Source organism: Rummeliibacillus sp. JY-2-4R, assembly GCF_053847205.1.
In genome coordinates, this window is record NZ_CM132623.1 from 1,143,141 (window position 1) to 1,157,387 (window position 14,247).

Annotated in this window: 12 protein-coding genes; 5 read left to right on the forward strand and 7 right to left on the reverse strand. The window is 34.6% G+C overall.

Going from position 1 to position 14,247, the window contains the following annotated elements; genetic code table 11:
• The first annotated feature begins 252 nt into the window (after positions 1-252).
• The gene (locus tag ACWV26_RS05330) at positions 253-1,263 is read left to right on the forward strand and encodes an NAD(P)H-dependent flavin oxidoreductase (protein WP_455897336.1); all 1,011 of its coding nucleotides are present in this window, start codon (positions 253-255) and stop codon (positions 1,261-1,263) included.
• Between the two features lie 61 nt (positions 1,264-1,324).
• Here ACWV26_RS05330 and ACWV26_RS05335 read toward each other — a convergent pair whose 3' ends face one another.
• Complete coding sequence (locus tag ACWV26_RS05335; protein WP_455897337.1) at positions 1,325-2,110, reverse strand: enoyl-ACP reductase FabI; 786 nt, start codon at positions 2,108-2,110, stop codon at positions 1,325-1,327.
• 260 nt (positions 2,111-2,370) lie between these two features.
• Complete coding sequence (locus ACWV26_RS05340; RefSeq protein ID WP_455897338.1) at positions 2,371-2,619, reverse strand: ferredoxin; 249 nt, start codon at positions 2,617-2,619, stop codon at positions 2,371-2,373.
• A gap of 102 nt (positions 2,620-2,721) precedes the next feature.
• Between ACWV26_RS05340 and ACWV26_RS05345 the strand changes: the two genes are divergently transcribed.
• The 4 genes from ACWV26_RS05345 to ACWV26_RS05360 all read left to right on the forward strand — a co-directional run bounded on the left by ACWV26_RS05345 (position 2,722) and on the right by ACWV26_RS05360 (position 7,047).
• Positions 2,722-3,765 (forward strand): helix-turn-helix domain-containing protein, encoded by a 1,044-nt coding sequence (locus ACWV26_RS05345; protein WP_455897339.1) that lies wholly within the window; start codon positions 2,722-2,724, stop codon positions 3,763-3,765.
• A 4-nt stretch (positions 3,766-3,769) separates the two neighbouring features.
• Positions 3,770-5,206 (forward strand): RecQ family ATP-dependent DNA helicase, encoded by a 1,437-nt coding sequence (locus ACWV26_RS05350; RefSeq protein ID WP_455898183.1) that lies wholly within the window; start codon positions 3,770-3,772, stop codon positions 5,204-5,206.
• 85 nt (positions 5,207-5,291) lie between these two features.
• A complete protein-coding gene (locus ACWV26_RS05355) occupies positions 5,292-5,945 on the forward strand; it encodes a LysM peptidoglycan-binding domain-containing protein (protein ID WP_455897340.1) in 654 nt (217 codons plus the stop codon).
• 136 nt (positions 5,946-6,081) lie between these two features.
• The gene (locus ACWV26_RS05360; RefSeq protein WP_455897341.1) at positions 6,082-7,047 is read left to right on the forward strand and encodes a YpdA family putative bacillithiol disulfide reductase; all 966 of its coding nucleotides are present in this window, start codon (positions 6,082-6,084) and stop codon (positions 7,045-7,047) included.
• 439 nt (positions 7,048-7,486) lie between these two features.
• Here the strand turns inward: ACWV26_RS05360 and ACWV26_RS05365 are convergent, their stop codons facing one another.
• The 5 genes from ACWV26_RS05365 to ACWV26_RS05385 all read right to left on the reverse strand — a co-directional run bounded on the left by ACWV26_RS05365 (position 7,487) and on the right by ACWV26_RS05385 (position 14,209).
• Complete coding sequence (locus ACWV26_RS05365) at positions 7,487-8,011, reverse strand: GrpB family protein (protein ID WP_455897342.1); 525 nt, start codon at positions 8,009-8,011, stop codon at positions 7,487-7,489.
• 101 nt (positions 8,012-8,112) lie between these two features.
• Positions 8,113-8,757, reverse strand: a complete 645-nt coding sequence (gene gmtX, locus ACWV26_RS05370) for a gamma-mobile-trio protein GmtX (protein WP_455897343.1) — start codon at positions 8,755-8,757, stop codon at positions 8,113-8,115.
• Positions 8,758-8,811: 54 nt separating this feature from the next.
• Positions 8,812-11,529 (reverse strand): gamma-mobile-trio integrase GmtZ, encoded by a 2,718-nt coding sequence (gmtZ, locus tag ACWV26_RS05375; RefSeq protein WP_455897344.1) that lies wholly within the window; start codon positions 11,527-11,529, stop codon positions 8,812-8,814.
• Positions 11,530-13,017 carry a gamma-mobile-trio recombinase GmtY gene (gene gmtY / locus ACWV26_RS05380; protein ID WP_455897345.1) on the reverse strand — a complete coding sequence of 496 codons (1,488 nt, stop codon included), beginning with the start codon at positions 13,015-13,017 and terminating at the stop codon, positions 11,530-11,532.
• 220 nt (positions 13,018-13,237) lie between these two features.
• The gene (locus ACWV26_RS05385) at positions 13,238-14,209 is read right to left on the reverse strand and encodes an asparaginase (RefSeq protein ID WP_455897346.1); all 972 of its coding nucleotides are present in this window, start codon (positions 14,207-14,209) and stop codon (positions 13,238-13,240) included.
• Positions 14,210-14,247 lie beyond the last annotated feature (38 nt).

A 14,247-nucleotide genomic window follows, 5' to 3' on the forward strand; every position in this document is an offset into this window, starting at 1 on the left:
AAAACTTTCAATTATATGGTAAAGTATTTATGGAGTATTTATTTCATCTTATTTTTTCAATCTCTATAAGAAAAGAGAAGAATACTAAATAATCTACGATTAATAATGATGAAATGTATCGAAGTTTTATTGAAAAATACTTTTAACGAACGCTCAATAGAGCAATTTATTCGTATTTTTCGAACAAATAAATATTCATAATAATTCAATTTAATCTTTCAAAATTTTTACAGCGTAAAGGGGGAAGAAAAAATGTCATTAATCGAACAATTGAAAATGGAATGGCCAATAATACAAGCACCAATGGCAGGGGTTACGACACCTGAAATGGTTATTGCAAGTGCAAAAGCAGGTATTTTGGGTTCTATTGGAGCTGGGTATTTAAGTGCCGAAGTAACTAGAGAATTTATCCGAGCAGTTAAAAAAGAAACGACAAAACCATTCGCAGTTAACTTATTTGTTCCGCATGATGTGAATGTCACCAAAGAAGAACTTGAAGAGGCTTATAATGCATTAAAACCGTATCGAAAAAAATTAATGATTGCAGATGAAGGAGCTTTTCTTTCAACTACTGATTTTGACGCTCAAATCGAGGTCATTATTCATGAAGATGTAAAGGTAGCGTCATTTACTTTTGGATTGCCAACTGTAGAAGCCGTACAAAAATTAAAAGATCATGATGTATTTACTATTGGGACAGCGACAACTTTAGAAGAGGCAATTTTAGTCCAAGAGCGTGGATTAGATGCAGTAGTTCTACAAGGTGAAGAAGCAGGTGGCCATCGTGGCTCATTTACAGAACCTGTCGAACTCATTTCTTTAAATGAATTACTAGAAGGTATTAAAGAAAAAGTGTCGATTCCAGTCATTGCTGCTGGGGGAATTGTTACGAAAGAGCAGATTCAAAAGGCAATTGAAGCTGGTACAGAAGCAGTTCAAATCGGTACGGCATTTTTAGTAAGTGAAGAAAGTGGTGCATCGGATGTTTATAAGGAACAAGTACTACTAGCCGATGAAGACTGTACAGTTGTTACAACAGCATTTTCAGGAAAATTAGCTCGTGGTATTAATAATGATTTTATATCGTTTATGGAAGGAAATAAAATTGCACCATATCCATATCAAAATGATTTAACGATGGGCATTCGAAAGCGCGCACAGGAATTAGGAGTCTATAGCTTAATGGCAATGTGGGCTGGAAGAAATTTAAATCAGGTGCAATCTGGCACCGTACAGGAAATTGTCGATCGCTTAACAAAATAATAGAAAGAGGTAAACCATTATTTGGTTTACCTCTTTTTTCAACTTTATAAAGAATAGGTTCTTAAGCGCCACCCATTATATTGTAGCCACCGTCAACATAAATTACTTCACCTGTAACTCCGCTAGAAAGTTGGCTTAACATGACAACTGTCATATTTGCTACTTCTTCAGGAGTGACATTGCGTTTAAGTGGTGCTGCTTCTTCCATGATATTCATAATTTTATTGAATGAAGGAACACCTTTAGCAGCAAGAGTTTTAATAGCGCCTGCTGAAATTGCGTTAACTCGAATATTTTCTGCACCAACATCAGCAGCCAAATAACGAACAGAAGCTTCCAAAGCTGCTTTTGCAACACCCATAACATTGTATCCTTGAAGTACTCTTTCTGCACCTAAGTAAGTCATTGTAACAATAGATCCGCCCTCAGTCATATATGGTTTAGCGGCATTTGTAACTGCGATTAAAGAATAAGCACTTGTATCTTGCGCAAATGCATAGCCATCACGAGAAGTTTCCACAAAACGATTTTTTAAGTCGTCAGCATTTGCAAATGCAACTGAATGAACGACACCGTGAATTGTGCCTACTTTTTCTCCAATTTCTTGGAATGCTTGTTGAATGCTTTCATCGCTATTTACATCACATTGAACAAGAAGTGGTTGTAAATCTTCATAATTGGCTAATTGTTTTTCTAATTTCATTAAAGAACGTTCTTTACGGTATGTGTATATAACATTGGCACCAACTGACATTAATGCTTTTGCTACGCCCCATGCAATACTACGATCATTGGCAACACCCATTACCACGATATTTTTACCTTGTAATTGTAAAAAATTATCCATAATAGCCTCCTGTGTTAGTTACTATTAGTACCTGATACTAAAATAGTAACCTATACAAAGTGAGAATGCAATAAAGAAATTACACGATCTGGTTTGTGGTTGAAGTTTATAAAATATTTAAGGTATAAAAAAGGTAAATGTTATACTGTAAATTACTATGATTAATTCATATGACTATAAAAAAAGTGCCTGGGAAGCAGTTAATTTCCCAAGCACTTGTTGATTAGACTGGATTTAAGTGATTTAAGTCTATTAAAAAACTATTCGTATTTAAGAGGATCGCCCTCGAATGATTCTTCTGCTACTTTTATAGAGTCAGTTGGGCAACCTTCGAATGCATCTTCCATGTCTTCCATTAAATCTTCTGGAACTTCAGTAGTCCCCGTGTTATTATCTAAAATAACGAAGGCAATACCTTCATCATCATAATCGTAGATATCTGGTGCTGCCGCCCCACATGCACCGCAAGCAATACATGTATCTTGATCAACGATGGTAAATTTGGCCATTCTACTTCTCTCCTTTTACTTCAATCCCTATAGCTTCTTATTCATTCTAAAACGGTTTTCCTCATATTTCAACCTAAATAACTTTTAATCGGAGGAATAGTGATGTATTTACAACAAATATTGCTACAAATTTATCAAAGAATTAATGGTCAACGATCCGAATCAGCAGCATATCATTTACTACGAGGGAAGCGTTCAGGACAAACTATTCAAGATGTGGGGACATTTGGATTACAACCATACTTTTGTATTTTACCTAAATTTTCTAAGGCAAATTTTCAGGAAGCTTTTGATCAATTAATTGAAAACGGTTGGTTACATTACGATGAAAAACGGGCATTACTATTAACGAAAAGAGGCACTTGTTTACTCGATAAATCACCGGATTTTCACTTTAATGGCTGGGTTTATAGAGGAAATGAGCAAATTTTTTTTAAACGACTGTCATTAATTGTACAAACTTTGTCTCATATTTATGAAGGGGATTGGCGGTTTTTGCCTGTACAAAAAGATGATGAAATCCAAGTTTTTGTAAAAAGCTTTTTAAAGAATTATTCTTATAAAGAATCCACCTTCCGCAAACAATTACGTGATGAAATGGAAGCTTCTTTAATGCAATTGCCAATTTCCGATGAATCAAAGCAAATAATGATGTTAAGATTAACTGGTTATATGCAAACTGGATGGACATGGCAACAACTTTCTTTTCAGTTTGATCGGCAGGAAATAGATATACAATTGATGTTTGTTGAGTTATTACATACATGGCTTGATTTTCTTACAACAAACGGGAACCAAAATAATTTCACACTTCTGCATAATCTATCGAAAAACATACGAATTGAATTACTACTAACAGATTCTACGAAAAAAACTGCAGATTTATATAATATAGGATACACTCTTGAACAAATTTCCTATATGCGTAAATTAAAAATGAGTACAATTGAGGATCACTTTGTTGAAATGGCAATGGTACAACCTAATTTTCAGCTTAATCAGTTTATTCAGGAGGAAGACATTCAAAAAGTATTATATATACTTGAGAAAACAGGAAGTAAAAGATTAAAAGTGATTCGAGAAGAGCTGCCGCAATTATCTTATTTTCAAATCCGATTAGTCATTGCAGCAAAAGGGGGTAAATAACATGATTGAGCTCGAACAGCTATTACAAAAACATTTTGGTTATTCTTCGTTTAGACCCGGGCAAAAAGAAATAATCCAAGCTGTATTGAATGGACAAGATGTTATCGCCCTATTACCTACAGGAATGGGAAAATCACTTTGCTACCAACTTCCAGGGATTATATTAAATGGTCCTGTATTAATTGTTTCACCCTTACTTTCGCTTATGCAAGATCAAGTAGAGCAACTGAAACGATTTGGAGAAAAAAGAGTGATTGCAATAAATTCATTTTTGCAAGGAACCGAAAAACAACATGTTCTGCAAAATCTTATGCAGTATCGATTTATCTTCACATCTCCTGAAATGTTAGGAACAAAAGCTGTTCAAGATGCCTTTTTACAACTTCAATTTTCACTAATTGTTGTTGATGAAGCACATTGTATTTCACAATGGGGGTTTGATTTTCGCCCTGATTATTTAAAAATAGCTGAATGTATAAATAACCAAAATAGAACGCCTATATTAGCTTTAAGTGCGACTGCAACAAAGCAGGTCGTAAATGATATCAAAATCTATTTAAATATGAAGGAACCATTTGAATATATTCATTCTGTGGAAAGAGCCAATCTTCATTATGATATCGTCAAAACCCAATCAAATGAAGAAAAAATGAATTGGATTATTGAGCATATCGTCAAAACAAAGGGTCCTGGAATTATATATTCCCAATCACGTAAAAAGACCGAGACTTATGCAGAAATGTTAGGAAACCATCATATTCGTGCTGCGGCATATCATGCTGGAATGGAAATGCTAGATCGTCAATTTATTCAGCAACAATTTATATCAGGTGAACTAGAATGGATTTGTGCAACAACCGCTTTTGGAATGGGGATTCACAAAGATAATGTTCGCCAAGTAATTCATGATCATATTCCTGCAACAATGGCAAATTATATGCAGGAAGTTGGAAGAGCAGGGCGAGATGGTAATGATGCGATGGCCATTTTGGTTTATTGCCCAAGAGATGAAGAATATACACAATTTGTTGTGACAGAAGATTTACCAGAACCCTTTCATGTTGAGATTTATGATGAATATAGAAAAAAAGGGGAAGATCCAAAGAAAATGATAGATCTAAAGCAAATAAGTGAAACGGGATTCCGTGTTTTATCTTATTGGATGGAAAAACTTTCTTTAGAACAAGTGATAAAGAAGTTGAACAACTTAAAACAACAAAAAAAGGAACAAATCCATCAAGTAGCATCTTTTGTGATTGGAGAGCATTGTATGCGTGAGCAATTAGTTTCATATTTTGATCAAAAGTTGGAACAAAAGCCATCAAATTGCTGTCATTATTGTGGTATAAATTATGGTGAGATTATTCAAACAAGAGAAATTAATGATGTGCAAAATGAAGTACCAAAATGGCAGGAAAGATTGTATTTAATACTTCCATAGTTGTATGCGAACTATATTTACAATTAACTATAAATTCGTCATAATAATGGTATAAAGTTAGAATTCTAAGTTGGAGGGAATATGGATGTCTCAAGAAGATTATCGTGAGAAAATTGAAGAACATCGACAAGCTGTTAATTTTGAGCCTGAACATAAGACAAACCCTTCAAGAATGACAAGAAGACAGATACATGGCAGTCATAATAAAAAAAAGAAAAACCGCACAAATAAATTAATCACTACTTTAGCCATAATCTTTATCTTAATTCCAGTGTCAACACTAATTTACTTTGCCTTTCTTGCAAACGGGGGTAAAAACGAAAAAACAGTGATTGATCATGGTGAAGTTCAAATAGAAACGAACACTATTCATCAATCCAATGTAACAACTAAGGCTTCTATTAATGAAGAATCAAAATTAACCAAAAAAGAGAAAGCTGCAAAAGAAAAAGCTGAGAAAAAAGCATTAGAAGAGCAGGTTGCAAAAGAAAAAGCGCAAAGGGAAGCAGCCCTTGCAAAACAGAAAGAGGAAGCTGCAAAAAAAGAAAAACAACAGCAACTTTATAACGAAGCTAAAGCTGCTGGGAGGCTTTATAATGTTAAACCAGGAGAAACTATCCAAAGTATTTCGTTGCAATTCTATGGTAGTGACGTGGGTATTCCAATTATAAAGGAAGCAAATGGTATTACAGGGGATTCAGTTCCTGCTGGCACAATCATTGCAATCCCTGCCCAATAATTCCAAACAGGTATGTGAAATCAATCACATGCCTGTTTTTTTCATGTTTCAAAGCGTATAATATAACATTATGACTAATCTACAGCATCTCTAAAGTTTTTTAGAGAGGTTTAAGTATATAAGGAGTGACCGTTTTATGTGTCAACAAGATGCAATAATAGTGGGTGGAGGACCATGTGGGCTAGCTGCAGCTATTTCATTGCAAGAAATAGGGTTAAATCCTATTGTTATTGAAAAAGGAAATATCGTGAATGCGATTTTTAATTATCCAACTCACCAAACGTTTTTTAGCTCAAGCGAAAAATTAGCAATTGGTGACATTCCTTTTATAATTGAACAACAAAAGCCAAAGCGTAACCAAGCGCTTGTTTATTATCGTGAAGTTGTAAAAAGAAAAAATATACAAGTGCACCGATTTGAAAAAGTAGAGAAGGTAACTCGTAAAGAGAACGGGCAATTTATCGTAAATACTAATAAAGAAGATTATGAAACCCCTTATGTAATAATTGCTACTGGCTATTATGATCATCCAAATTATATGAATATTCCAGGTGAAGAGCTACCAAAAGTCCATCACTATTTTAAAGAAGGTCATCCATTCTTTGATACAGATGTTCTAGTTATTGGTGGTAAAAACTCTGCAATTGATGCAGGCTTAGCACTTCACAAAGCAGGAGCGCGCGTGACAGTTGTGTATCGAGGAGAAGATTACTCACCTAGTATCAAACCATGGGTGCTACCAGACTTTGCTGCACTTGCAAGAGATGGTCATATTAATATGATGTTCAATACAAATGTGAAAGAGATAAAACAGGATACTGTATTACTTAATCAAGATGGGAAAGAGATTGTTCTAAAGAATGACTTCGTTTTTGCGATGACGGGTTATCATCCGGATCACTCATTTATTCAAACGATGGGTGTTACAGAAGATTCTGAAACAGGACGTCCAACTTTTAATCCCGAATCAATGGAAACAAATATACCAGGCTTGTTTATTGCAGGTGTAATTGCAGCTGGAAACAACGCCAATGAAATCTTCATTGAAAATGGCCGTTTACATGGAGATTTGATTGCAAAATGTATTGAAGAAAAACAATAGAGTAGCATATATATGAAAATAGTAAAAGCAAGGTATGAAGTATAGAATATAGGGTAAATAGTATAATAAAGTAAAACCATGCCTTATATTTAAAGGTTTTGAGTTTGATTATATATAATCAAACTTTATAATCAAACTTTTTATTTGTATAGGGGTAAAGCTCAAACTTCGGAAATTTTGTACATTAAGGAACGTTAATAATATGCACGATTCTATGCAACATCATGATAAACGTAGCACCAAAACACGTTCAACCTGTTGCTGAGACTAACTTTTTAGAAACGTGCATAAAAGTATATATAAACAATGTTCTACTAAAAAAGCGACAAATGTTGTTAAATCAACATTTGTCGCTTTTCTGTATATGTCCAAACTTGCATTTGGGAACGTTATTTGTATTTGAGTTGTATAATTTCTGCTTATAAATCCTATGAAGTATTTATTTGTAGCTCATTTCCTTCTTAGCTATTTCGATAATCGTTCTAATAAACGGTTCTTTTTTCTTTGTATAGGTTGGTCTATCGAATTTATAATTAGAAGCAAGTTCTTTTTTTAAGACAGCATATTCTTTAGCTACATCAGGATTTAGTCTAAGATAATCTCGAAATAACAATTTTTCAATCCACTCATTGCTGTTAATTTCACAGATATGCAGATGACAAGTTCCCTGTCCCCATAATCCCTTCCTAAAAAATCTTCTATCTTTAAACTCAGGTTTATGAACATATTCATATTCAATATCACTAAGGGGAACAACAAAATTAGATATTTCCTCTAAATCTTGCACGCCCACAATGATATCAATTACTGGTTTAGCTTTTAATCCTTTTATAGAAGTGCTACCAATATGTTCAATTCCTGAAATTTTATCACCTATAACATTAACAATTCGTTTTTTTTCATATTCAAATTCATTTTCCCACTTAGGGTTATAATCACTAAGGTTAACAATTAGTTTCGTCATTTTGTTCCCACCTATAAAATTATGCTTCGTACATCAAGTGCTATAAAATTAACACAAAACCTTCTGCAACAAAACAAATTTGTTGCAGAATAAAGTATTTGTTATATTTCATTAAGAATTTTTTGTATGGCAGTTACATATCCAGCCTTATATACCTGAATGCCGTTTTCTTTTACTCTGCCATAATTATCGGTAGTCCATCCCTGATGGCTCATAAATTCGTTTGATACGGCATTTCTCAGAGCATCTATTTCGGTATCTGTCAGATTATAAGAAGGCTCGACTATAACGACATCCTTATTTTTGCTTATATCGTTTATAGGACGCATATCAATCGTGAAGGTTGTTTGTTCTTTAAGCAGAGAGTTTTCTCTTTTGAGCTTTTTATTCTCTGCCATTAGCATACCAACCAGTGCCTTTGTTGTTGGTTCGGAGATACTTGCTAAGATATCATCGTTTACGGTTGTTCTCTTATCTTTTTTAGGCTTTTTAGTGGTAGTTTTATAGTATTCAGCCCACTGGCTTATCAAAGCTCTGTAATCCTCGGCATTTTTGTTTCTAAGTGCCTGTTCACTTGGACCGCCATCATCTGCTATCAGTCTTGCTATAGTTCCAATAGAAAAATCTTTTATGTCAGACTCGGACTGTTTTTTACAGGCGTTATTTATGAGTTCTAATGTTTTCTTTTTCCTTGTAGAAGCGTTCTCATGAAGCTTTGAGAACAGTTCATCTGGATGTATTTCCATCATATATCCTCCAATACATGAATTATTCTTAATCAATAGTAGAACTATCTCTATCTATATTGGTAATAAATTATTGTTTAAAGTCACAGATTTAAGTTCTTCAACAAACTCATTCTTAAACCCGATTTCTTCAAGTTTCTTACGCCCAATTGCATAAGGAATAGCATCTTTTAAACTACCTGCACGATTAATCAAAAGCCTCATGAATTGATTTCCTGCAATGAGCTGTTCTTCTTCTGTTAATGAGAACATAACGGGCATTTTATTGTTATTTTTTAATGTTAAATCTATGATTTGAGACCTTTGAAGAACTGCCTTGCTTGCATCTGTTTCAGGAAACAGTTCCGCCCCATTACAGATGATTTGAAGCTGTTCAAGTTCATGTTCAATGTTATTAATAGAAATTCCAACATCCGATATAGAACCTACGGTAACAAGCTGAAATCCATCATCAGAAGATGTTTCTTTGATTAACTTCATGCACTTATCAATAAGACGAAGAGTGGCATTATAATCGTTTGCTAGCTTATCATTCTTCTGTATCTCCTGTGCATATAATTGCTCATATTTAAGCAATTCATGATGTTTTGTAAATATGGTTCCATTAAGTTCACATTCATATTTTTCATTTTCTAAAAGTTCTATATCATGCTGATATTTAATCACTCGTTTTCCTGTTTCGCCCATATTGTAGCCTACGGTATTAAAATGATGCACTAAGCCCGGAAGAAAAGCAGGACTAGTTACGAACCATCTACATCTGACACAGTTCTGCTCTGGAAAACCCGGAACAACACCATAAGTGATTTTATCCGTATCATCATTAACATATGTGCCACCTGAATCGCATCCAAAACAGCCTTTAGGACAAATTCCTTTATCACTTATAATAATACTTGCACCTGATTTTTGAGCGTTGATTACTGCCTGATAAGCTATTGGGTCATTGGCAGCTACACTTGTTTCTAACTGTTCATACTTTGTATCTCTAATAAATCTATCAAAAGCTTCTTTATCATTTTCAAGAATGCTATTTTCAGCCTGATTCATTGTATCTGTAACATACGAAATACCTGCTTTTGTATAATAAAGAGTCATAATGAGTCTTGCGTGACCTGCGATAGCCTTTGAAAGAATAGGCATTGGAACTCCACCTTCAAGAGCATAGGCAGTTATAAGTGATACTCTGAGTGAATGAAGGGGATAATAAGTCGTTGCTTCACTGTCTGGACGCACAAATTTTAATGTTCTTTCTCCTTCGGATGATGTATTTTCTTTAAGCTGAACCTCAAGCTGTTTAAGTGTCTTATACCAAAAATATTCCAATCCGCTTTTTGCTATTGGCAAGTGTTCCTGTCCTATTGAAGTAGGATTTCTGAAAAGAAATGTTATTTCCCCCATTTGTTTTAAAATCCTCACATCTTTTATCTGTCCTAAGTGTTTTCTTGTCAGTTCTGTCCATTTTGCAGGTTGAGATATAGGATTGTACTTCATCTGCCAATCCCTTAGTTTTGCAAGCCAGTATTGTGCTTCTTCGTACTGCCAAGGAATGTCATAACCTTTATCGGATTCCTCTTTGTTGATGTCTGCTGTTTTATTCGTGTTGATAAAAAAACCTGTCATTTCAAGCTGCGTTGTTTTGTCTTTGAATTTACGAAGAACGCCTCTTTCAAAAGGATTTCTTTCTGTACCCTGACTTAAATGTGAATCATTCTTAATCCATTCTCCAGCCACATTTCGTATAGACTGCACATACTTATAAGTATCCATTTCTCCACTGTCAAGCATACGCACCTGATAAGTTCTCAAAGGAAGAAGGAGCTTTGTCAAAAGCAACACAGTAGTCCCCGGAAACCACATCTCATATACTTCTTCAGAAAGTCCTTTTCTTCTCTGCTCATACTTGGAAGTTTTTCTGAATCTGTAAACACAGTCTGTGTCATTTTCATCAATAACAGACTTATCAATAATGAACCAATCACCACCTGTTCTACTTGCATCGCCTGCACTTTGTGCAAATTTCAAGTCTTTAAAGCAGGTTGCATTTGGAGGGCAGAGTATATTACGAAGGTATTTAATGTATCTATAAGGTAGGACATTCTTATTTGATTCATTACGTTGCGATGATTTCACAGAGTCTGGTAAGTATTTTATTAGAGGATTTTTAAATTCTGCTGGAGTAAGCTTGTTTCCTAAATCATCTTCAACCGAAAACTTCTCCGCAATAATCCAGTCAACAAATTCAACAATCTTTTTTGCTTCAGCTAAAGCATGGGATTGTGAGCCTCTTTTTGCATAAATAATCTCGTAAAAATCTGGGGTGTCATATTCTATTGAAATGAACTCCTGCACAGACCTAGTGATGTTATAGGGAATAACATATTTTTTAAAGAAGTTTGATAGAGATTTAAGCGCTAAGGATTTGTCTCTTACAAACGTTTTTAGCCATACCGTGGCATATTCATTCCATTGCTGTAAATCAGAATCATATTCTAAAAGCCATTCGAGGTTTTCACTCGTGGACGTTCCATGAACCTTTATCTCAAGTTCTCTTTTTCTGGCTTTTTCCTTTAACTGTTCAAGGCTCAGATTTTCTTTTGGTGATAATGTATTATCACCAAAAGCTCCGTTTTTAATGAAATCTCGGAGCCATTTCATAACAGTATTATCTGTAACACCATATCCTCGCTCAATGTCCATTGCTGATTTGCCGTTGCAAAGTTCTTCAATCATTTTATACTTAAAAAAATTATCATAACTTTTTTTTTTCATTTATTTTCTCCTATATCTGTATTTGTTTTGCTGTTTAGTTTCTTCATTCATCCATGCATCAATTTCAGTCTGCATTGGAAGTACAAAACTATTATCCAAAGATGCAGTGGCATTATTTAGTGAAGCTGTAACATCTGCAACTGTTGGCTCTGTGTAGACTTTCTGAGACTCTATGGATTTATGGTGCATGGCAATTTGTTTGATTCGGTCAGGTATATTGGCATTTTTAAGTCTTTGACCATATGCGTGTCTATGTCCGTGTGGAGTAGTGCCATCTTTCTTTCCGACTGTCAAACCAATCTTTTCAACCGCTTTTTCGTGAGACTCCCTCTGAGTCCTAAGTGGCATCATTTCTCCTAGTGTTTTAGGCGAATGTGAGACAAAGGCAAATGGGTGAGTATCCTTAATGCCATCTCTTAACCTTTTTGCCATATACATTTTCCATACATACATAAAGATGTATCCCCATTCGTTTGACAACCAGTAAACATGCATGTATTTATCTTCATCGTTATCAAGTCTTGGCTCTTTCCACCCTGCAAATCGTTTGTCCTGTGCGGAATACATATTGCGTGGAAACAAACCATATTTTAAAAGCAAATAGCTTTCTCTGTCTGTTATATATTTACCAGTAGTAGGGTTCTTGAAATCCTGCGGGGCTTTTCCTTCACTTGGATGATAGATTCGTACCACAGCAAGATTTGGAACTTCATGGTCAGGATAGACGTCCTGTACCCATAAATGAAATACTTCACTATGCCTAAGTCCACCGCCATGCATCAGTATAGTAATGGCAATATCACGCCAGTTATAACGGTCAACAAGGTCTAATTCATAGTTCTTTCTTGTATTCTTAAACCCTTCCCATATGAGCTTATGTATTTTATTTTCGGGGAAGGCTTTTGTATCTCCTTTTGTTGAGTACGGTTTCCTTCTTCTAACAGCATTGCGAGCTAATTTTGCAGTTTCAGAGATTTCATAAACATTATTTAAATGCCCTAGAAATGAGTTCTGACTTTTGTTTATCTGTGCCATCCAGTTAAGTCGTTCTTCATATCTTGTGGCTTTTCTCCAAGGGTTTAATTGAACAGCTCCATATTCTTCATTTAACCAATCTGATAACCCATTTAAAGTAGATAAAAGCATATTCGCTGTTTCAACTCTTTTAGGTAACCAATAAAGTCCCGAAGGGTCTAAACCTTCTTCATTTATTGTTCCTGAATAAACAGACTCCGTAAATGTATCAAAGAATTCTTTTGGAGAAGAATAATATTTCTGATTAGCTTCCATATAATCAAGCAATAGTCCAACAGCTTGTACTAACTTCTTATGCCAAGTTCTGCTTTTACTACGATTCTTTATTTGATATCTGTGTAATTGTTCAAAAAGCATTGTCTCTCCATTATACTCAACTAGAAGAGTAGGAAAGTCTATGCTCCTGCCTGTATTATCCCTATATGTTTTTGAAGATACCTGAACATATCTCATATATATCCTCCTATACCAATAATTTGATTATAATATTACATATAATACCATTGATATTTACATATAACTACAATAAAAAAGGTACTACATCATTAAAATGTAATACCTTTTTAATAGTTTGATTATAAATATTTCACCCTAGATAACTTCGAGACATACCTTGCTTTGTTTTTAGTAATAACAGTCCTCACGGCTAAACGTATTTAGACTTTATATAGGGCTATTTGAAAAATTTCTTCGCATCAATGGGTTTATCAATTTGGTTGAGTCCAATTAATAATTTTAATCGTGCTTTTTGTCCACTTAATCCAGTTGCGAAGATTACACCCATGTCTTCTAACATTTTCCCTCCGCCTTCATAGCCATATACGCCTTGTGCAATCCCATTAAAACAACGGGATACAAGTATCACAGGTATTTGGCGATGTAATAATTCTTTTACAGCCGGTATAATTGCAGGTGGAACATTTCCTTGACCGAGTCCTTCAAATACAACCCCATCATAGTTACAATCAATTGCAGAGTGTATTAAATCTGCCTCCATACCAGCATATACTTTAAATAATGCAACTTTCTTATCAAGTGTATTTACCTCTACAAATTCTCTTTTTAATGGAGCTTGATGAAAATGAATCATTGTTTTTGTTACAAGTCCGAGCGGTCCGTATTGAGGTGATTGAAACGTAGAAACAGAACTCGTAGAAGTTTTTGTTACATTTACTGCAGAATGTACTTCATCATTCATTACAACAAGTACACCTTTGTTTTTGGCATCTTCAGCTGAGGCCACCCGGACAGATTCTACTAAATTATAGACACCATCAGCGCCAAGCTCATTAGATGAGCGCATTGCACCTGTTAAAACAATTGGTATTTCTAAATTTGTTGTTAGTTCTAGAAAATAAGCAGTTTCCTCTAGTGTATCTGTACCATGCGTAATTACTATCCCATCAATTTGATGTTTATTTAATTGATCTATTATTATATTTCGCAATTCTAACATTTTTTGCGGAGTCATGTGTGGAGAAGGGAGATTAAACGCTTCCACTTCAAGAATGTGTGCAATTTTCTCTAACTTTTTGCTTTCATGCATTAAAGGATTTGTAGAATCTGGAACTACAGCACCTGATTCTTTGCTGACATGCATTGAAATAGTTCCACCAGTATGTATTAGTAATATCGTTTTTTTCATAACAAATCCTCCTATTTTAATTTTCCATACCATATAGA

Excerpts from the sequence above, each read along its gene's own strand:
- ACWV26_RS05330 (WP_455897336.1), top strand. The coding sequence starts at position 253 with ATGTCATTAATCGAACAATTGAAAATGGAATGGCCAATAATACAAGCA.
- ACWV26_RS05335 (WP_455897337.1), bottom strand. The coding sequence starts at position 2,110 with ATGGATAATTTTTTACAATTACAAGGTAAAAATATCGTGGTAATGGGT.
- ACWV26_RS05340 (WP_455897338.1), bottom strand. The coding sequence starts at position 2,619 with ATGGCCAAATTTACCATCGTTGATCAAGATACATGTATTGCTTGCGGT.
- ACWV26_RS05345 (WP_455897339.1), top strand. The coding sequence starts at position 2,722 with ATGTATTTACAACAAATATTGCTACAAATTTATCAAAGAATTAATGGT.
- ACWV26_RS05355 (WP_455897340.1), top strand. The coding sequence starts at position 5,292 with ATGTCTCAAGAAGATTATCGTGAGAAAATTGAAGAACATCGACAAGCT.
- ACWV26_RS05360 (WP_455897341.1), top strand. The coding sequence starts at position 6,082 with ATGTGTCAACAAGATGCAATAATAGTGGGTGGAGGACCATGTGGGCTA.
- ACWV26_RS05365 (WP_455897342.1), bottom strand. The coding sequence starts at position 8,011 with ATGACGAAACTAATTGTTAACCTTAGTGATTATAACCCTAAGTGGGAA.
- gmtX (WP_455897343.1), bottom strand. The coding sequence starts at position 8,757 with ATGGAAATACATCCAGATGAACTGTTCTCAAAGCTTCATGAGAACGCT.
- gmtZ (WP_455897344.1), bottom strand. The coding sequence starts at position 11,529 with ATGAAAAAAAAAAGTTATGATAATTTTTTTAAGTATAAAATGATTGAA.
- gmtY (WP_455897345.1), bottom strand. The coding sequence starts at position 13,017 with ATGAGATATGTTCAGGTATCTTCAAAAACATATAGGGATAATACAGGC.
- ACWV26_RS05385 (WP_455897346.1), bottom strand. The coding sequence starts at position 14,209 with ATGAAAAAAACGATATTACTAATACATACTGGTGGAACTATTTCAATG.